This is a genomic window from Zobellia sp. B3R18 (assembly GCF_018860715.1).
Classification (GTDB): Bacteria; Bacteroidota; Bacteroidia; order Flavobacteriales; family Flavobacteriaceae; genus Zobellia; species Zobellia russellii.
The window spans coordinates 431168-449522 of record NZ_JAHKQG010000014.1 but is presented as its reverse complement, the minus strand read 5'-3'; the positions used below and the strand labels follow the sequence as shown (position 1 = coordinate 449522).

The following is an 18355-nucleotide window of genomic DNA, read 5'->3' as shown; positions in this document are numbered from 1 at the left end:
TAAAAACAATCCTCGTTGGGAATAGAATATGTTTAGATAGCCCATTTTTAAAAACGTAGGTGTATATAGGGTTGGGTATTGTCAAATTACTAATAATGAGAGGATTTAATTATGTGTAAAAAGTAATAGGGCTTCTAAGGGAAATGTTTCTGCTGTATTTCATTTAACATTTTATTAACATTTAAAACCAAACCCTGCTACTAAAGTCCCGTAAGTAGGGGTGAATTAATAATCATTAAAAACTTAAAAATGAAAAAGACAAAACTTTTATTTGGCATGGGAATCCTCGCCGTTGTTGGTGCGGTTCTAGTGGCTGCGGATCATATTGATGCGCCAGGAACAACGGGCAATACTGCGGATATTGCGGATTTCTACGGATTTGAATCGCCTTCTAATCCAGAGAATACGGTATTTATTGTAGATCTACAGACCAACGTACTTCCTGATTTGGCATATGGAACATTTGATGAAGATGTATTAACGGAAATCAATATTGATACAAATAATGACTTAATAGAGGATTTGGTTATTCAGGCCATCCCTAGAAAAGATACCATGTATTTCTTTGGTCCTGTTGTTCCTGCTGAAACCGGAAAAACCAGTGGTGTTATGGTTGGCACTCCATTAGGGCAAGTTGCTATATCTGGCGAAAGTGCATTAACGACTACTACAGAAGACGGTGTTTCTCTTTTTGCCGGACCAAGACAAGATGCTTTCTTTTTTGATTTTGGACAATTCAACAAAGTAATTGGCGGTACTGCACCAGAAGGTTTTTTACCAGAGGGCGAGGCTGTAGATACTTTTGATGGAGCCAATACAATGGCTTTGGTGTTGGAGATTCCTAATAGCATTCTAGGAGAAACTACGGCAACTAACGCATTAGGCTTAAAAGTGTACAAAACTTGGGTAACTACCAATAGAAAACAATAATAACTAATCTTAAAATCAATAAAAATGAAATTACATACTTTAAAATATATGTTTCTCTCGCTTTGTGCAGCTACCATGTTTGTTGCTTGCGATGATGATGACGCTTTAGAAATGGTAGAGACCAGCTGTACGGATGGTGTTATGAACGGTACCGAAACCGGTGTAGATTGTGGTGGTACTTCTTGTCAGCCGTGCGAGGATGGTGGCGGTGACGGAGATGGTGGTGACGGAATGATGGTTACACCTCCGGATTTTTCAGGAACCTACGCTCAAGTAGATTTTATGGGTAGACCAGGAATCAATACAGTATTGAGTATTCCTGATTTTAAAGACCCTTACAACCAGGCTGTACCGTCTACTATAGCTGAGTTTTATCAAAAAGATTTTGAAAATAGATTGGAAGGTTTGCATGATGTGTATGCAGAGTTGTTAGGTCTTAACCCGGAGGACGTTAATTATCAACCTAATATTTTAGGAGATATTTTGAATGGTCCTGATAAGGATGGTTTTACTGATAATCCTGTGAGTGCAGAACTTTTAACCACAATTCTAGCGAATGATGTTCTGGAGGTTGCTCCAGATTTGCCAACTACCTATTTTAACCCGGGTACAGGTGCTCCAAATTATGAAGGAGCTATTGGTTTAACGGGTAGAACGTTACAAGATGATGTTATTGATGTTTCTCTAATTCTACTATTTGGTGGAGGTGATGGAGCACGTTTTAACGGACAAGAAGTAGAAGGTGTAGGTACTTTTCCAAGATTGGTTTCGGATGGTGTTGCTTTTACTGCACAACCTACAGATACATTCCCGTATTTGGGAGCTCCTGAATAAGGCGCAAGTCTATGAAAAAGAAGGAGTGGGGAGGATGGTAATCCCGTCCTCCCTTTTTTAAAACAATAATTTCCGAACCTTAAAAACTTGAAGATGAAATACATTACCCTTTCCCTATGCATTGTGTTGCTTTTTCTTTCCTCATGTAAAACCGAGGGAGAAGACCTGTTGACACATAAGGAAGATTATAATAAATATTTGACCTCTCAACCGGCCAACACAACTTCAAAGTATTTTGAACTTTGGAATTCAAAGATAAAACCGGATAGCTCGCAACTTATGAGCTTTGGTATAGTAGGAGGGGAGTATAACCGGTATTTTCAAAATACTGGAGACATACTATACTTAAAAAAGGCCGAGCAGGTTCTGAAAAAAGCGGTAGATATAGCCGCTATAGGAAAGGCCGGTTATTATAGGGCTTTGGCCAGAAATTATGTATCGCAGCACCGTTTTAGAGAGGCTGCACAACTTGCAGATTCAGCACGAACGGTAAACAGTGGAGTAGACCAAACTTTAGGACTTTTGTTTGATGTGAATATGGAACTGGGCAACTACAGTAAAGCTGAAAGTTACTTGGATAGTTTAAAGAACATGAACGATTTTGGATATCTCATTCGATTGGCAAAATGGAATGATTACAAAGGCGACTTGGATACTACCATACGGTTTATGGAAAAGGCAAAGCAAAAGGCCGATGATTCAAAAAATAAAGAGTTAAGGCTATGGGCTTACACCAATTTGGCAGACTATTATGGTCATGCCGGAAGAATTGAAGACTCATACAAGCACTACTTAAAAGCATTGGAGTTAGATCCTGGTAACGCATATGCCAAGAAGGGAATAGCATGGATCGTGTTCTCGCACGAAAAAAAGGCAGAGGAAGCCATGCGTATTCTTGATTCTGTTACAAAAACTTACAAAGCGCCGGATTATTATTTGTTGAAGGCCGAGATTGCAGATTTTATGGGAGATGATTTAAAAAGTCTATCCAATTTTGATGCATATTTTGAAATGGTGAAAAACCCGGCATATGGAGATATGTACAATGTCTATAACGTTTCACTTTATTTAGATCGTACGGACCAGTTTGATAAAGCATTGCAGCTCTCAAGAGAGGAAGTGGGTAATAGACCTACTCCGGAAGCCTATAGTTTGTTAGCGTATAGTCATTTCAAAAAGGGAGATAAAGAGAAAGCCTTGGAAATTGTTCAAGAGTATATTGAAGGCAAAACTTTTGAACCCGGTATACTACTTTATGCGGCTGAAATTTATAAGGCGACCGGACAGGTAGAAAAGGCCGAAGAAATAAAAGCAGAATTGGTTGGTGCGGTTTATGAATTAGGACCTTCGTCAGAAAAAAGTATTATGAATTTGTAATAGATAAAGGGCTTGTTGAAGTTTCACTTCACAACTACTTGATTTTACATAGGTTTTTAGATTAGAGTTGTTGTTCCAGGTGTCAAAATATTAGTTTTGGCACCTTTTTTAGTAAAAAAACAAATTAATTATGTTTTTTTTAACTTTAGTGTAGGAAATTTCAAAACTAATTATTATGTTTACCTTCCAAATTACACATATGCTATTCTATGGTATTGTATTGTACCTTGAATAAGAACGATTTAACCTAAATAGTCCCCAAAATTAGTAGTGTTATGGAATACATTCTTTTCTTCGCTTGGCTTTCATTTATGTCTATTTTATTGTACCGCATCGTAATAGCTCGACGAGCCCTTAGAAAATCCCTTAAAACTGAAAAATAGCCGTTATCGTTCTCTACGATAATACAGAATTGATGGGAGAGTTACATTTTGTTGGAACTCACAACATAAGTTGATACTGTACGCGTATTTTCGGTTTAAGCTGTGTTTTTGCTCATTTCCGGCCTTATTTCAACCAAGATCTAATTAGAACGGGCAATAGCAGTAAATCCAAGACCAGTGCGGTTAATAGGGTTACACTTACCAATAAACCAATAGTAACGCTTGGGGCATGCGCCGAGAATAGTAAGATTAAAAAGCCAAAGAACAAGGTAAGCGTAGTTATTATTAACGCTCTACCGGTTTCTGAAAAAGTTATTTTTAGGGCTTCTTCTTTATCCAACCCTCTATCTCTACATAATTTGTACCTTCCTAAAAAGTGAATGGTGTCATCTACGGCAATTCCAAAAACAATGGCAAAAACAACGGAAATTGTAGATTCCAAGGGAATACCGAAATACCCTAATAAAGCCCCTGCAAACAAAAGGGGAACTAGGTTGGGCAGTAATGAAATTAGTAGCAGTTTGTAGTTTCTGAAAAGAAGGGTCATAATAAGAGCTACAATCAGTAAACCTGCTAAAAGCCCGGTTATGAGGCTATCTTGAATGTAATAAGAGTTTTTGTCCAAGAGCACCCCACTTCCCGTAAGTTTAAATTTTACTTTGGAGGAGTCCGTTTGACTTGCGATAAAATTGTCGAATCTTTTATATAGTAGATTTAGAGTATCTGTGCCAACATCTAACACTCTCGCCTTTATTCTAGCTTTGGTCTCGTTTTTGTTTACATATTTATTGTAATGTTTGCGGGCCATTTTTTTGATGTCTCTTTTATAGATGTCAAAAGTCTTATGGTCTTGGGGCAGTGTAAAATATTCCGCTTTATTTAGGTTGTGGGCTTTGTTCAGGGCTTTGTAGAATGTTGTTACGGATTGTATGTTTTTTATAGGTGCCTCTTGCGTTAGTTGTTGCTCTGCCACCTCAATTTGTTGGATTACATCAAAATCGGATATTTTACTGCTACCTTGGGTCGTGATAGCCACTTCTAAAGGCCTAAAACCGGAATAGTGGTCTTGAAAGAATTGAAAATCTGTTGCAATAGGGCTATTGGTCGGTAAGCTTTCTTTAATTTGATAGTTGGTATCTATTTTGGTAACTCCAAATGCGCAGACCAGTGTAAATATAAAACTTCCGTAAAGTATAGGTCGGTGTCTTTTCTTGGTGAAGTTATTCACCTTGCCAAGTAACCCAGGCCATAGGTTAGGTGTGGTATCCTTAGGTAATAATAGCTCTTTTTTTGGTAGTAATATAAGAGCACTGGTTAAGAAAATTACTGTAACAAAAGCTGTTAAGACTCCTAAAGCGGCATTTATACCAAAATCACTAATACTACTGGATTTTGACGTTAATAACGATGCGAACCCTATTGCGGTAGTGGCAGAGGTTAAAAGCGTTGAGGTACCTACTTCTTTTAGTGCGGATAGTAATGCGTTCTCTTTGGAAAGCCCTGCCTTAAGTTTGTTTAGATAATCATCTACAATATGGATTACATCAGAAGTGCCTACTATGAGCATTAAAATAGGGTAAAAAGCAGCCATTGCATTAAGCTCCTTTCCCAATACGGACAATAGCCCCATAAAGAGCAAGAGCGCTATGGTTATAGAAAACAAGGCTATGAAAACAATGATGACTTTGCGGTAAATCAACAGTAAAACAATGAATATCAATAGAATGGAGGCGATACTTGTTTTTATGACCTCTTGTTTTTGCATGGCCACCAACGCCTCATAAAAATAGGCGCGGCCCAAAAGGTGATGGTCGGGTAACTCATATTTAGCCAATAGTGCTCTAACTTCGGTCAAAAGAAGAATGCTTTGCTCGTAATCAAGTTTGTTCTCCGTTTCCAACGCCAGTACCAAAGACGTGGCATTTTCATCTATTAGCGCATTAACATATAGGTTGTCTTCCCGTATTTTTTCTAGATCGGTTTTATATTGGGAAGGGTAATCTAAATGGATAATGGGTAATTTGGTATAACCAAATGAGGTTTTTAAGGGATAAAAAAGAGTTGTAAGAGATTGGGATTCGGTTACGTATGGAAGCTTTCGGGCTTCTTTTGATAGTTTATGAAAACGTTCTAAAAACTCTTCTTCAAAAACACCGGAATTATTTTCTACGGCAACTAGTAGAAAATTATCATCGGTACCAAATTCATCAATAAATTCATTATAAAAAACTAGGTCTGGGTCTCCTTGTGGAAAAAACTGACTAAAATCAAAAGAGAACTTTAAATCATTCAGAGACATTGCCGCTAAAACACTCAAAACACCAAAGGCAAGGAGTACGGTTTTCTTTAAAGCAAGTAATTTATGCATATGGAATATCTGCTGAACAATTATAGCGCTAAATTACCCCATTCAAAGACGATAATCAATTACTTTACTAAAACATAAGGTATCTTAAAACAAAGAATGACCAACATACAGAGAATATTACCCGCCTTGTTACTTTGCTTAAGCGTTAATTTTATAATCGCTCAAAAACAGCAACAAAGTAGTCAAGACTCCATCGTTAAGAATTTAAAAATTTCTGCTTTCCCCGTAGCATTTTATACACCGGAAACCGCTTTTGGGTTTGGAGGTATAGGTATTGCCAATTTTTGGCTCAGGAACGAACAGAGAGAAACGAGGCCTTCATCCATACAGTTGGGGCTAAGCTATACTACTAAAAGTCAATTTTTACTGTATATGCCTTTTGAGTTTTATAAGGATAATGAGAAATGGCGTTTTTTAGGGGAATTGGGTTTTTATAAGTACTTCTATAATTTTTATGGAGTTGGAATTGATAGTAAGGAGGAGGACGAAGAAGTCTATGAGGTTACTTTTCCTAGGGCGCGCTTGGCTTTGATGCGTGAGATACTTCCCAGTTTTTCTATAGGATTGGGTTATGAGTTTGATAGCTTTAGTAGTCTGAAAATTAAAGAGGATGGAATTTTAGAAGCCTCGGATGTTCCAGGAAAGAAAGACGGTACAATATCAAACATTGGTATACAGGCGTTTTACGATACACGGGATAATATCTTTTTTCCAACCAAAGGATTCTATATTCAGGGAAGCATTTATACTTCTAGTAAAATTTTGGGTTCTAGCTTTAAGTATTCCAAATTTCATTTGGATAATCGCTTTTATCAGAAGGTGGGAAAAAAACAGGTAGTTGCTGCCAATGTTTTTTTAGGGGGAAGTAGTAAGAGCACTCCTTTTTACGATTTGTTTTATTTGGGATCCCCGCGTACCCGAGGTATCAATAACAGAAGATTTCAGGATAATTCGGAACTGAGCATGGCTTTGGAATATAGATTTCCAATTGCCGGAAGATTTGGTGGAGCGGTTTTTGGTTCTTCTGGAACGGTAGCGCCCTCGTTTGACAATCTATTTTCATCTACCTATAAAAATGCGGCAGGAGTAGGGCTTCGGTACATTATCAATAAGAGAGATGGTGTTCGTATACGCGCAGATTATGGTATGTCTAGCGAAGGAGGTAACTTCTATTTTACGATAAAAGAAGCATTCTAGAAACGGGGTTTAAAGGTTGGTCCAATTATCTAAATCCAAGGTCCAATCGTAATCTTTATACTTTAAATCAATATTTTTTGTAGTTGGAATAATATTAAATTCCTTTAAAATATCCTTCACTCCACTTTTACAACCAAAATCTCCCCTAAACCAACTGAATAGGGAGGTCACAGCGACTTCTCCGGTTTTTTGGTTATAAGAAGAGGTCTTTGTTAAATGTGCAGCGGTACTTTGGTTCAGCTGTTCGTTTAGCTTGTCCGGATTGTATATCGCAACTGGCGGACAGTCTTTTGCTCCACAATTAAGTGCAAAATGAACTCTGTAGTCCCTTTGGCCTACCCTTAGTTTACGTTCAAATTTATTCGGAAACCATTTACGTATAAGGCCCAGTCCCAAGTTCCACTGCGATTTTCTAATAATACCGTGCTCTATTTTCTCAAAAGAAACGAGCCGGCCCGCTATGGGTATTTGTTCTGAACTGAAAAAAGTTCTTCGGTCCTCATATTTTTCCGGGTAGTTGGATAGAATAACTTGAATATAGGCATTGTAAATATTGACCCAAAAGGCTATTTTTTTTTCATCTGTATTTAAATCTTCTTCCAGATTTTCTAAAGTGGTATTGTAAAGTTGGGTTTGTATGTCATTAGTCTCCTGGTTATTACGTACCCTATTTAAAAACGTTTCAGAGAGTATATTCAGGTCTAAAATTTTGCTATTGTCCATTTGACCATAAATGGGGGCAATGAGCAAAATAAAGAATAATAAAATAACAGGACTTTTATATCGGATACCGTTCATGGGTTCTTGTTTAGAATTGTACTATTATTACCTACGTAATATTGGAAATAAAGGTTTGGTTGCTAATTATAGCGAAACCTTTCTTTTAAAGTTACTTAGATATGGTTTGTAAGAGCAATTTTATTGATTAACAAATTAGCTCTTGAAAAAACTTATACAACGCTATGATATCCATTGTTATACCTGCTCACAACGAAAGGCAGAATTTGTTACATCTACTACCTTCACTTGAATTAAATTCTAACGGAATTGTTTTTGAGGTTATTGTGGTGCTTTCTTGTGATAGCATGGATGGCTCGGAGAACTTGGAGGTCTCTTCACATATTTCATTTGTTAGATGCAAAGACAGGGGTAGGGCAGTACAAATGAATACAGGTGCTGCGTTGGCAAAGGGGACCATTTTGGCGTTTTTGCATGCAGATGTAAAACCCCCCAAAACATTTTTGTGTGATATAGAAAATGCATTGAGAGGAAAATATGAAGCTGGGTTTTTCTCGTACCAGTTTGATAAAAAGAGTTTTTTGTTGAATATAAACGCTTCATTTACCGGTAAGGATGGCATCTTTACGGGTGGAGGAGATCAATGCCTTTTTATAGAACGCTCTACTTTTGATCTGCTCGGCAAATTTAATAAGCGGCAGATTTTGATGGAGGATTTTGAATTTTTTAAACGAATGAAAAAAAATCATATTCCGTACACCATCGTAAACAGTGATTTAATTGTTTCTGCTAGAAAATATGAAAGTAACTCCTACCTGCGCGTAAACCTAACAAATCTATTACTTGTAATTCTCTTTAAAATGGGGCTTCCTTCCCATAGGCTAAAATTTGTCCACAATGCACTTCTTAATAGGGACTATCAACATAAGCCATGATTATTATTTGCGTGTATAGCACAATCCTATAAATAAAAAGAGCTTTGCCGTTAATGGCAAAGCTCTTTTAGCTCAGAGTTATAATCTATTATGAAGAAGCTACTGCTCCTAATGTATAGAGCTGCTCTAAATTAGGTGATTCACTACCGCCTGCTGGCTCAAGTGTAATACCAAAAGCTTCGGTCTGGTTTGGATTGTCCAAAGTAAAAATCTTGTTTTCGTCTTCGGTAAAATCCTCTAGAAGTCCCATGCTGGTAGGCGTTAATGGGTCTAGTTTTAGAGACCATACTTGGTACACCATACCGTCGGGAGGTTCCGGTAAACCTTGCGCATCTATATACACTTTGTCTTCCTTCTGGTTCCAATACGCCTTGGCATAGGAAGTAGGAGAAACTTCTTGACCGCCCAAAGGTGTAAGGATAATATCTTTATCCCTAAGTTTAGTTAACAACTCATTGGTACTGGCCAATGATCCCCGTGCCTCAAAAATTTGCTGCTCCAGGATTTGGTTCTGTTGTTCAACAATATTAATATCTGATTTAAGTTGTGTATTTTCATTGTAGAACCACGCCACACCAACACCCAATAAAATGGCAGCGGCCCAACCTGTATAACTGCTCCAATTGGATTTTTCCTTAGGAAACTGAACTACTTTGGTGTCTTTTCTTTCACCAATACGTACCTTAACATCATCAAAACCTTTTCTTTTGGCCAATTTTGGAGCAACGGTTTTGGTCAACTCCAAAATAGATGCTTCTATAGCCAATATCTCTTCTCGTATTTCAGTATGCTCACGTGCATATTGAAACACCTCAATATTTTGTTCTTCCGTGAGCGCTCCCGCCACGTAGAGTTCCAAAATTCCCGATGCTATATATTTGTCTACTTCCATTCTAATGTAACATTTTTCCGTAATTGGGAAATACAGCTTCTATTTCGTGTTTTTACGGTGCCTAAGGGAATGTCCAGCTCTTTTGATGCTTCTGTTTGGGTGTAACCCTTGAAATAAAGCATTTCAATAATCTCCAGACATTTTTCCTTAAGGTTCAAAACCAATTTTTTAAGCGCGGAAGTGTCTATCTCTTCTTTGTTTTCTTCAGGACTATCCGCTCTGTTCAAAATACCTACGAAGTAATCTGCCGATAGGTTTTTTTTCTGGTCTTTATAGGATTTTGAACGCACTTTATCGATGGCAGCATTTCGGGCAATATTCAAAATCCATGTAAAAAAACGTCCTTTTGAAGCATTGTAGCTGTCCGAATTGTTCCAAACCTTGGCAAAAACATCCTGACAGATTTCCTCTGATAAGCCCCTATCCTTTACAATAGTGTATATTACGCCACATATATTTTCCCAATACATATCGTAAAGCTTTTCAAAAGCCAGAATATCCTTTTTTTGGAAGCGAACGACCAAAGTGTCTAAATCCATAATTTATAGTAAATGAGTTAAAGATAGAAAAAACCGCTGGTAACAGCGGTTTTTGGTGTTAAAGTCTACTAATACGATTATTTGGTAATGCCGGCACAACCAATTCTAGAACCTGCATCTCCACTGGGTTGAGAAGTAAAATCGTCTTGACCTTTATGTACAATTACCGAACGCCCTATGATATTTTTAGTTTCATCATCACAACCTATACACCACTTATCGGTAGAGAACTCTACGGTAGCATTTCCGTCTGCATCGGCTGTAAAATTACCTATGTCACCTTTATGGAATCCTTTGTCCGCGCCCCATTTTCCATGTGGTTCGTCAGTAGGGTTCCAATGACCACCAGCAGATTTACCGTCATCGGATGAACAATCTGCGTTTTCATGTAAATGTATGGCGTGCGAACCTTTTTCCAAACCGGAAAATTTAGCTGTCATTATAACTTCATCGCCATTTTGAACAAAGGTAATTTCACCGTTCATGTTACTATTGCTTTTAGAAGTCATCATGACGGTTAGTGTATTGTCCATGTCCCCTGTTTGCATTTCAGATGCACTATTCTCCATTGGCTCTGCACCTTTGTTCATGCCATCTGTAGATGTGTCTGCTGCATTCTTTTTGGTCTCTTTGCAATTAATCATAATCAATGCAAGCATTGCTATAACCCCTAGTTTTATATTTTTCATTGTCTTGATGTTTTGTGATTAAGTTGAAATGTAATAAGAAATTAGGGCGCTTTCAACCTTACTAATCGTATGCGGCACGATTCTTTTTTATTGCGTTAAAAAATAGAGGGTATAAAAAATCCCCCTACCAAATAAGTACTGGTAAGAGGATAATTTTATGAGATACTAAAGGAAACTCAGGTACTTCCTTTTTATTTCTTAGTTCTTTTGAAGCAATACTTCTGCATGAACGGCTACTTCGCTCCATGTTTTGCTAACTCCATCCTTACCCGTATGTAATGCTTCACAGGCTTTGTTGATGGAAGCAACGGCATCTAGGGCATCCCACTCTTCTAGATTCATAACACCGTCAAAAACTAGAGAGGTATCCGAAACGGCTTTATGAGTCAAAGGAATAGTTGCAGTGTTACCGTTAAGTGTAACATCAATAAAGTAATTGTTATCTTCTGAAACATTGAATACACCAGAAATAAGTTCAGTGTTCTCCATTACTCCAAAAAAGAATTCCAGAATTTTTGGGTCACGCGTGCCTGTAGCGTCGTTGGTAAACAAACTGCTTACGGGAATGCTAAATTCCGTACCATCCAAAGCAGCTATAGGAGAATCACCTTCGCCTGCTTTTGTAATATTTATTTTTGTGAACTTGCCGCCAACCGGTAATTTTTCAGTGGTCTTGTAGGCCGTAAAGCTAACCTTTGTAGAATCCTGCACCAGGCTATAGGTTTCCGTTGCAGCTTGTGCTTCGGTACTTTGCTCTTGTTCTTTTTTAGCTTCTTTACAGCTAAAAGCGCCAACTAACAGTAGTCCAAGGACTATCAATTTAATTTTTTTCATGTTCACTGTGAATTTTTAGGTTTGGCATCAAAGTTAATCATTCTTACAGCGAAACCAAGGTAGGATCAAGACGATTTTAACACATAAAACTGAATGGGTGCGTAGTTTTTAAAGAAGATATTTCTTGCCTCATTCTATAAGTGTGGTTACAACCTGTGTTTTGCTATGTAAGGTCTTGTGAACGGGGCACTTATCCGCAATTTGAAGAATACGTAATTTCTGTTTTTCGTCTAGATCGGCAGTAAGTTTTATTTCCCTTGTAAAAGTGTCAATTTTTGCGGCATCTGATTCACAATCTTTACAATCTGCGGCGTGACTACGACTATAGGAAGTATGCACTTCTATATTGTCTATTTTCCACCCTTTTCTTTTGGCGTACATCTGAACGGTCATTGCCGTACAAGCCGAAAGACCGGCAGAAACCAACTCGTAAGGAGAAGGTCCAAAATCGTTTCCGCCTACATCAACAGGTTCATCGGCCAGCATAAAATGGTTGCCTACTTTCATTTGAGTGGAAAAATCATCATCAAAATCTAAACTGGCCACTACTTGATGCTTTGTTTTTGGTTCTTCAGCGCGCTCTGTATCTATTTCTAGATATCGTTTGGCCCATCCGGAAATGACCTCACCGGCATATAGCGAGTCTTTTTTGTTGGATAGCAAATGGTCCGCGCCATCTAAGGAAACAAAACTTTTGGGATGGTGGGCGGCTACATATATTTCTTCGGCATTTTTTATTTCTACTGTGCTGTCTTGGGGCGAATGTAGAATAAGCAGAGGTTTACGGAGTTTGCTCAATGTTTGTGGTAGCGACTTGTGCTGCAAGTCGTCCAAGAACTGTTTTTTAATGGTAAAGTCTCTACCACTAAGATTAATAACCGCTTTTCCGGTTTTTTCAATTTCCGGAATTCCACTTTGCAGTAGGTGCTCTATATGAACGGGATTAGACGGTGCTCCTATGGTTGCTAGGGCGTTAACGGAACTTATCTTATCGGCAGCAAATATAACAGCGGCTCCTCCTAATGAATGGCCTACCAAAAGGGTAGGGGCTTTGTAATTATCTTTTAGATAGGACGCGGCGGCAACAAGGTCTTCAACATTACCGGAAAAATTAGTGTCGGCAAAGTCTCCTTCGCTTTCTCCCAAACCAGTAAAATCAAAACGTAAAACCCCAAATCCGTTTGCGGTAAGCGCCTTACTTATATTACGTACGGCAGCTAAATTTTTGGTACAGGTGAAACAATGCGCAAAAATGCCAAAATTATGCGGGTGCCTGTTGGCGGGCAATTCTAACCTGCCTATTAGACTCTGCCCGTCTTTGTTCTGAAAAGTAACCTTCTGAAGTTTCATTTACACTTGTTTTCGTAAAACGACACCTTGGTTTGCTATAAACTGCCACTGTCATTTTTATTGAATATACCTCTTAGGTCGGGATTATAGAAAACACCTATCTGCAATCTATCAAAATTTGCCGAAGGGAAGTGATTTTTAAGATAACCTGCCTGTACACTAAGGTTGTGCGTTACATTTATGCCAAGGGCCGCATATAAGCGGTTTTGCCCAAAAACTTCATCTTGGAGATTCAAGAAAATCTCATCATAAAAATTCAGGAAAAAAGTATTGGTCAGGGGCAGGGTGACCTGCAATCTATATCTAGCTCTGTGCTGGGTATCCGTAGTTTCCCCAAAATCCAAAAAACGTTGTTCAAGCCTATAACGGTGCTCAAATAGAAAATCGCCAACCTTGTTTTTTAGGATAAGTTGCTCAAAAATACGGTGTTCCTTGGAATTGGTCTCATCCGGGAATTCCTCAAAAGTACCATCGGTGGTAATATACCCGTAACCCATAGTGGCTATGGCATTTGGGTTAATATGGTAGTTTAGTCCTGTACGCAATAAAAGCTGATTGAAGTTTTTTGCCTGTTCGTAATAACGTAGTTGGCCTTCCGTATGAATACTGAATTTTTCAGATATTTTATTCGTGCCAAAATACATATGCCAACTACCTAGGCTGTTCTCCCCAGTTTCTTGGGCATTGCTAAAAATTGAACATAGAAATGTGAGACTTAGTAAAATTCGCTTCATTAAAAATCGGGGATTTGGTTTTCCTTGGAAAACATGTTGAGTTTTTGGTAAAATCATAAATATACCAAAAACTTTGAGTTTCAATTCTTAAAGGGGTGTTAAGGAGAAGGTGTACGTAAGGGAAAAATAAAACGTGATACGTTTAAAATGACATTAATGTAGTTTGGTTTGCCCTGTTACCGGGGTGTTGTAGCTGCCATGTATAAATAAAACATCCTGCTTTCAAATGATTACTACATACCGAAAGCAGGATTAGGAACAAAAAATAAACTATAAATTAATATTCAAGTAAACCGAGACCCTATTTCGGAGTTCTACTTTATCGCTATTCAAATTCTGGCTAATAGGAAGCATTCCTGTCAGTCCCAAAGCGTATCTGTTGTAACTGGCTTCCACACTTAATTTTCCTAAGAACACATCACCTTTGGTATCCGCCACATCAAATCCCAGTTCTTTATTAGTGCCATATATTTCTTCGGTCACACCAATAATTGGGGTTATGGCGAAATCCGATATATAATAGGTTTTGAACGCGTTGATTCCCAAATTTAATTGATTTCCGAATTGATAGTCTTTGGGGTTTTTGGTCTTAATGGTGTAATTGGCCATAGTGCTTATGCCCCAATTTCTATAGGTGAAGCCGTAATTCATGGCCAGTACATAATCCCAACTACCATTGCCCAGTTGAAAGCTTGGGTTAACACTCCCCTCATTATTGTCTTTGTCATATTTGCCGGTAGGCATTTTAATACCTCCTCCTAATTGAAAATAGTGTTCCGGTTTAATGGAAACGATAGTGTCCGGAGTGGATTTTAGTAAATTATAGTACCCTAGAACACTAATATCTCCAATACCGTTAATGTTCTGTTCCGTATTATCCGGAAGAACCCTGTTGTGGAATTGATAAGGTACAATGACATTTAGGATGGCTCTCTTGGTAATGGGTATATTGGCCCATGCTTGTATGGTGTTGAAGTTTTCTGTAATCCAAGGAGAATCAGCAAAAATACCATCTCTAGATCGGTATTCTTGCCCAATATAGCGTATGCCTATAAAGTTATTGTTAAGTCCGGTGCCATACCCCATACTTCCTCCGCTACTGCCGCAACCGCAGGTGTCACAAAAATCAAAATATTCACCATCATAATGTATGTGGGTAGCACAATTGTTTGGAGCTGGGTCTATGTTTGTAATTTTATCATTACTGTAAGAAATGGCCGTAAAAAAGCCAACACATAGGCAAGTTAAAAACCGGCACCAGGTTTTAGTATTCTGCAAATCGTTCATCGTTTATATAAGTTTCATCGGTTAGTGTGTTTAAAAAAGCCACCAACACATTTTTTTCGTTTTCGGTAAGGGCTATGCCCAAAATACCGTCTTGTTTTAGAATAGGATCTAGAGTAGGAGAATCCGTAACCGACCCGCTGTAAAAATCCAGTACCGCCTCTAAAGTGCCAAATCTACCATCGTGCATGTATGGAGCGGTAAGGGCCACATTTCTTAAACTGGGCACTTTAAATTTGTAGCGATCTGCGGCATCTCCGCTAACTTCTTCACGGCCTATATCATTAAGTGAAGGGTTTGGAGGCAGACCATTGTTTCTAAAAGCATCATCGCTAAAAAGATCAGTAGCGTGGCAGGATGCACATTTATTTTGAAAAACGGATAGTCCTTCCAATTCTTCTGCGGTAAAAGTCCCGCCTTCTTCTTGGCGTACGTATGCATCATATTTAGAATTTGAGGACACCATCATAACCATAAACTGGGCAAGGGCTTTAAGGAAATTTTCGTTATTTACTTCCCCATCTTCAAAAGCGGAGGCAAACAAACGGTTGTATTCATCATCACTTTTAATTTTGTTTATGACATTGCTTACCGTTTCACCCATTTCTACTTCATTGGTAATGGGTATGATAGGAAACAAGTCCAAATGATTTGTGGCTCCGTCCCAAGCAAATTCTTTCATAAAAGCGGCATTCTGTATGGCAGGAGTGTTTCTAACACCTTCCAAATCATCTATACCATGACTAAATTGATGACCATGATGCGTAAAAGCAGTTCTTTGTTCGTGACAAAAACCACATGATATAAATCCATTGCTGGATAGGCGGCCATCATAAAAAAGTTTCTTTCCAAGCTCAAAGCCTATTTTAGTAGGCGGATTGGCTTCCAAGTTATAAGTTGCCTCAGGGAAATTAGAAGGTACAGAGAACTCCAATGGTTCATTAATAGTTTGGTACTCATCATCATAGGAAGTGCTACAAGAATATAAAACCAGCGATAGTAATGCAGTATATAGGATTGTTTTAAGCATTTTAATCTAATTAAGGCAACCGGCTATACGAAAACCGGTTGCCAATTATTGTTGCTGTAACGGTAGTACCTTTTTAGTGACCGTTACCGTTATGAATATGGTCTACTACAAAAATTTCAGAGGTGTTAACGGCAATCTGAGGAGATTTTTCAGCATCAACCATGATAACTTGCTTTTCAGTAAGTTCAATACTGTTGGTACCACCTACCAATATTTTGGAGGCGTCAATTTTTAGGTGAATGTTAGAATCTATTCCATCTCCAACAACTACATTTTCCGGTAGTGCAAGGGTAACTTCTTTGTAGTTATCCAGACTTGACCCATGACTTCCCATATGAATTTTAAACTCTGTGGCTTCGGTTATAGTCTCGGAGGTAAATGTCCCTTCAAAGTTCAAGAATTTGTAGCCGGCTTGCCAAGACCACATCATATTGTTTTCTTCGGCTAGCGTTAAGAAATCACCTTGTCCTTCAGCACCTTGTAGATATTTTTCCTGGTCAACGCCAACTCCAAATTTCACGGTAGTGTATTCGCCGGCAGGAATGTCTGCAAGGGCAATTAGATCTTCTTCCGTTTCTTGATTGATAATAAAATAACTATCGTCTTTAGCGTAGATATACTCTTCCCCGTCTTTATTAATAAAACTAATGTTGCTTATAATGTAGCTAAAACGTTTTACGGTAATTACTTCGCCGTTGGCATTAGCTGCATTGGCAGTCCCTAAGACAAGGTCGTTGCCGTTATAGCCATTGTCAAATTTTAAAGATATTTCACCACTTCCGGTTAGGGTTTCCTCGTTAACGTCATCATTGTCTGAACAAGAGGTTAGAACTAGTGCGAAAATGGCAGAAAGGGCTAATAATGATTTTTTCATTGTAAATATATTATGTTGAATGGTTTGCCTAATGCAGTCTATTTTTTTCTGCATCAGGAACCGAATTCAATAGATTTTTTTGAATTATTGTTTATGAAAGGGATGCTCCAAATTCCAAAAAGGTGAAGCATATTGAATATGTGTGCTTATCCCTGTTTTTTTTAACACGGATAAAAGCAATTCTGTAGAAAAGGATTAAGCCAACTCGGGTGGTTGGGCTATATCGGAAGTTAAAAGAAGGGAAATTAAATTGGATTCAGTTTTATAGTTCCCTTGTGGTGTGTAAAAGGTATCCACACCAAAATCTATTTGTAGGAGAGATTGAAAGAAAACAACGGTCTGTATCTCTACTTTTGACTGTTTTTCCCCAAAAGGGTTTTTACTATTTTTTTCGGATTCTTTGGCGAGCTGCTTGGCAAGATAACATTTACCGTCACAGTTAAGCATTGGTTTGTCTTTGTTCTCGCAGAGTACGTTTACAATATAATCGTAGTTGGCAATATACTCGGCCACTGGCCAAAGCGGTTTGACCATCATTACAAAAGTTACGAAAAGTACTACGTACTGCTTCATGGCGCAAAAATAGTTCCTTTTTTCAATTGATGACAGGATAAGGGCAAAAAGATGGTATTCTTAACAGAGAGTACCTCTTATTTTTTTTCGAAGATGCCAAATAGTTCGTTACCGTTCCTTGGCGGTATAGAATTATAGCATTTTAAAAAAGTTTTTGTTTTGAAAAACGGACTCAAATATTTTAAATACAATTCTTTATTACCTCCAAAGGGTCGTTTTTCCATGTTACCCGTCAATGGAATATCAAACCAAACCCCTACTAATTTCCCCGAAGGTTTTAAAAGACTGGCCATTTGTTGGGCATAGCGTGTGCGGTTGTCATCTGTAGGAACAAAGGAGCAGAAAAAGGTTTGTTCCAAAATAAGGTCGTACTGTCCTTTGTGGAGAAAGAAGTTTTCAAGCAGTAAATTGCTCTTTGGAAATTTAGGGTTTCGCTCTTGAAATTTCTTCAAGGGAATGTCGGAAATGTCCATTACATATACATTATTAAATCCTTGCTCCCAAAGATATTCGGCTTCATAGGCGTTTCCGGCACCAGGTATTAAAATTGATAGGTCTTTATCCGTTAATTGATCAACGTATGTTTTTATAGGGGTGGAAGGGTAGCCTATATCCCATCCCGTGTTGTTTCCTTTATAGCGTTGTGTCCAATAAGTATGCAGCTCGTTCATCGTATTTTTTGCCATGAAATTAATCCGAAATTTCCAATGACTATAAAATTCAGGTCAAAGTGTCTTAATTTTATCCCAAAATTGTATTTCTGACACTTCCTTTTGGGCGATTAGAAAGCTAAT

Annotated in this window: 18 protein-coding genes; 5 read left to right on the top strand and 13 right to left on the bottom strand. The window is 38.1% G+C overall.

Annotation, left to right across the window (positions count from 1 at the left end):
• Window positions 1–249: 249 nt before the first annotated feature.
• From KO513_RS18590 to KO513_RS18580, 3 genes are all read left to right on the top strand, one after another.
• Window positions 250–930: a DUF4331 family protein gene (locus tag KO513_RS18590; protein ID WP_215914682.1), complete on the top strand. Its 681-nt coding sequence runs from the start codon at window positions 250–252 to the stop codon at window positions 928–930.
• 24 nt (window positions 931–954) lie between these two features.
• Window positions 955–1764, top strand: coding sequence for a DUF4331 family protein (locus KO513_RS18585; RefSeq protein WP_246560448.1), 810 nt, complete (start codon window positions 955–957; stop codon window positions 1762–1764).
• Window positions 1765–1857: 93 nt separating this feature from the next.
• Complete coding sequence (locus tag KO513_RS18580; protein ID WP_215914681.1) at window positions 1858–3141, top strand: tetratricopeptide repeat protein; 1284 nt, start codon at window positions 1858–1860, stop codon at window positions 3139–3141.
• A gap of 507 nt (window positions 3142–3648) precedes the next feature.
• Here the strand turns inward: KO513_RS18580 and KO513_RS18575 are convergent.
• A complete protein-coding gene (locus KO513_RS18575; RefSeq protein ID WP_215914680.1) occupies window positions 3649–5892 on the bottom strand; it encodes an efflux RND transporter permease subunit in 2244 nt (747 codons plus the stop codon).
• Window positions 5893–5988: 96 nt separating this feature from the next.
• On the opposite strand from KO513_RS18575, the gene KO513_RS18570 reads away from it, so the two are divergent.
• On the top strand, window positions 5989–7089 hold the full coding sequence (locus KO513_RS18570) for a BamA/TamA family outer membrane protein (RefSeq protein ID WP_215914679.1): 1101 nt from the start codon (window positions 5989–5991) through the stop codon (window positions 7087–7089).
• Between the two features lie 9 nt (window positions 7090–7098).
• Here KO513_RS18570 and KO513_RS18565 read toward each other — a convergent pair whose 3' ends face one another.
• Window positions 7099–7887, bottom strand: coding sequence for a DUF547 domain-containing protein (locus tag KO513_RS18565; RefSeq protein WP_252735955.1), 789 nt, complete (start codon window positions 7885–7887; stop codon window positions 7099–7101).
• 164 nt (window positions 7888–8051) lie between these two features.
• Between KO513_RS18565 and KO513_RS18560 the strand changes: the two genes are divergently transcribed.
• The gene (locus tag KO513_RS18560) at window positions 8052–8762 is read left to right on the top strand and encodes a glycosyltransferase (RefSeq protein WP_215914678.1); all 711 of its coding nucleotides are present in this window, start codon (window positions 8052–8054) and stop codon (window positions 8760–8762) included.
• Window positions 8763–8850: 88 nt separating this feature from the next.
• Here KO513_RS18560 and KO513_RS18555 read toward each other — a convergent pair whose 3' ends face one another.
• The 11 genes from KO513_RS18555 to KO513_RS18505 all read right to left on the bottom strand — a co-directional run bounded on the left by KO513_RS18555 (window position 8851) and on the right by KO513_RS18505 (window position 18247).
• Window positions 8851–9654 (bottom strand): anti-sigma factor, encoded by an 804-nt coding sequence (locus tag KO513_RS18555; protein ID WP_215914677.1) that lies wholly within the window; start codon window positions 9652–9654, stop codon window positions 8851–8853.
• Complete coding sequence (locus KO513_RS18550) at window positions 9645–10193, bottom strand: RNA polymerase sigma factor (RefSeq protein ID WP_215914676.1); 549 nt, start codon at window positions 10191–10193, stop codon at window positions 9645–9647. Before KO513_RS18550 ends, KO513_RS18555 begins: the two co-directional genes overlap by 10 nt.
• Window positions 10194–10270: 77 nt before the next feature.
• The gene (locus KO513_RS18545) at window positions 10271–10882 is read right to left on the bottom strand and encodes a superoxide dismutase family protein (RefSeq protein ID WP_215914675.1); all 612 of its coding nucleotides are present in this window, start codon (window positions 10880–10882) and stop codon (window positions 10271–10273) included.
• A gap of 198 nt (window positions 10883–11080) precedes the next feature.
• Window positions 11081–11716 (bottom strand): hypothetical protein, encoded by a 636-nt coding sequence (locus KO513_RS18540; protein WP_215914674.1) that lies wholly within the window; start codon window positions 11714–11716, stop codon window positions 11081–11083.
• Between the two features lie 129 nt (window positions 11717–11845).
• A complete protein-coding gene (locus KO513_RS18535; RefSeq protein WP_215438924.1) occupies window positions 11846–13066 on the bottom strand; it encodes a bifunctional alpha/beta hydrolase/OsmC family protein in 1221 nt (406 codons plus the stop codon).
• A gap of 35 nt (window positions 13067–13101) precedes the next feature.
• Window positions 13102–13800 (bottom strand): DUF2490 domain-containing protein, encoded by a 699-nt coding sequence (locus KO513_RS18530; RefSeq protein WP_215914673.1) that lies wholly within the window; start codon window positions 13798–13800, stop codon window positions 13102–13104.
• A gap of 270 nt (window positions 13801–14070) precedes the next feature.
• On the bottom strand, window positions 14071–15087 hold the full coding sequence (locus KO513_RS18525) for a transporter (protein WP_215914672.1): 1017 nt from the start codon (window positions 15085–15087) through the stop codon (window positions 14071–14073).
• Window positions 15065–16114, bottom strand: coding sequence for a cytochrome-c peroxidase (locus KO513_RS18520; RefSeq protein WP_215914671.1), 1050 nt, complete (start codon window positions 16112–16114; stop codon window positions 15065–15067). The genes KO513_RS18525 and KO513_RS18520 overlap by 23 nt, the downstream gene beginning before the upstream one ends.
• Before the next feature lie 73 nt (window positions 16115–16187).
• Window positions 16188–16988 carry an MbnP family protein gene (locus KO513_RS18515; protein ID WP_215914670.1) on the bottom strand — a complete coding sequence of 267 codons (801 nt, stop codon included), beginning with the start codon at window positions 16986–16988 and terminating at the stop codon, window positions 16188–16190.
• 195 nt (window positions 16989–17183) lie between these two features.
• A complete protein-coding gene (locus KO513_RS18510; protein WP_215914669.1) occupies window positions 17184–17561 on the bottom strand; it encodes a hypothetical protein in 378 nt (125 codons plus the stop codon).
• Window positions 17562–17638: 77 nt separating this feature from the next.
• Window positions 17639–18247 (bottom strand): methyltransferase domain-containing protein, encoded by a 609-nt coding sequence (locus KO513_RS18505; protein WP_252735953.1) that lies wholly within the window; start codon window positions 18245–18247, stop codon window positions 17639–17641.
• Window positions 18248–18355 lie beyond the last annotated feature (108 nt).

What these genes read in the sequence shown, in the direction of transcription:
- KO513_RS18590 (WP_215914682.1), top strand. Translation starts at nt 250, where the DNA reads ATGAAAAAGACAAAACTTTTATTTGGCATGGGAATCCTCGCCGTTGTT.
- KO513_RS18585 (WP_246560448.1), top strand. Translation starts at nt 955, where the DNA reads ATGAAATTACATACTTTAAAATATATGTTTCTCTCGCTTTGTGCAGCT.
- KO513_RS18580 (WP_215914681.1), top strand. Translation starts at nt 1,858, where the DNA reads ATGAAATACATTACCCTTTCCCTATGCATTGTGTTGCTTTTTCTTTCC.
- KO513_RS18575 (WP_215914680.1), bottom strand. Translation starts at nt 5,892, where the DNA reads ATGCATAAATTACTTGCTTTAAAGAAAACCGTACTCCTTGCCTTTGGT.
- KO513_RS18570 (WP_215914679.1), top strand. Translation starts at nt 5,989, where the DNA reads ATGACCAACATACAGAGAATATTACCCGCCTTGTTACTTTGCTTAAGC.
- KO513_RS18565 (WP_252735955.1), bottom strand. Translation starts at nt 7,887, where the DNA reads ATGAACGGTATCCGATATAAAAGTCCTGTTATTTTATTATTCTTTATT.
- KO513_RS18560 (WP_215914678.1), top strand. Translation starts at nt 8,052, where the DNA reads ATGATATCCATTGTTATACCTGCTCACAACGAAAGGCAGAATTTGTTA.
- KO513_RS18555 (WP_215914677.1), bottom strand. Translation starts at nt 9,654, where the DNA reads ATGGAAGTAGACAAATATATAGCATCGGGAATTTTGGAACTCTACGTG.
- KO513_RS18550 (WP_215914676.1), bottom strand. Translation starts at nt 10,193, where the DNA reads ATGGATTTAGACACTTTGGTCGTTCGCTTCCAAAAAAAGGATATTCTG.
- KO513_RS18545 (WP_215914675.1), bottom strand. Translation starts at nt 10,882, where the DNA reads ATGAAAAATATAAAACTAGGGGTTATAGCAATGCTTGCATTGATTATG.
- KO513_RS18540 (WP_215914674.1), bottom strand. Translation starts at nt 11,716, where the DNA reads ATGAAAAAAATTAAATTGATAGTCCTTGGACTACTGTTAGTTGGCGCT.
- KO513_RS18535 (WP_215438924.1), bottom strand. Translation starts at nt 13,066, where the DNA reads ATGAAACTTCAGAAGGTTACTTTTCAGAACAAAGACGGGCAGAGTCTA.
- KO513_RS18530 (WP_215914673.1), bottom strand. Translation starts at nt 13,800, where the DNA reads ATGAAGCGAATTTTACTAAGTCTCACATTTCTATGTTCAATTTTTAGC.
- KO513_RS18525 (WP_215914672.1), bottom strand. Translation starts at nt 15,087, where the DNA reads ATGAACGATTTGCAGAATACTAAAACCTGGTGCCGGTTTTTAACTTGC.
- KO513_RS18520 (WP_215914671.1), bottom strand. Translation starts at nt 16,114, where the DNA reads ATGCTTAAAACAATCCTATATACTGCATTACTATCGCTGGTTTTATAT.
- KO513_RS18515 (WP_215914670.1), bottom strand. Translation starts at nt 16,988, where the DNA reads ATGAAAAAATCATTATTAGCCCTTTCTGCCATTTTCGCACTAGTTCTA.
- KO513_RS18510 (WP_215914669.1), bottom strand. Translation starts at nt 17,561, where the DNA reads ATGAAGCAGTACGTAGTACTTTTCGTAACTTTTGTAATGATGGTCAAA.
- KO513_RS18505 (WP_252735953.1), bottom strand. Translation starts at nt 18,247, where the DNA reads ATGGCAAAAAATACGATGAACGAGCTGCATACTTATTGGACACAACGC.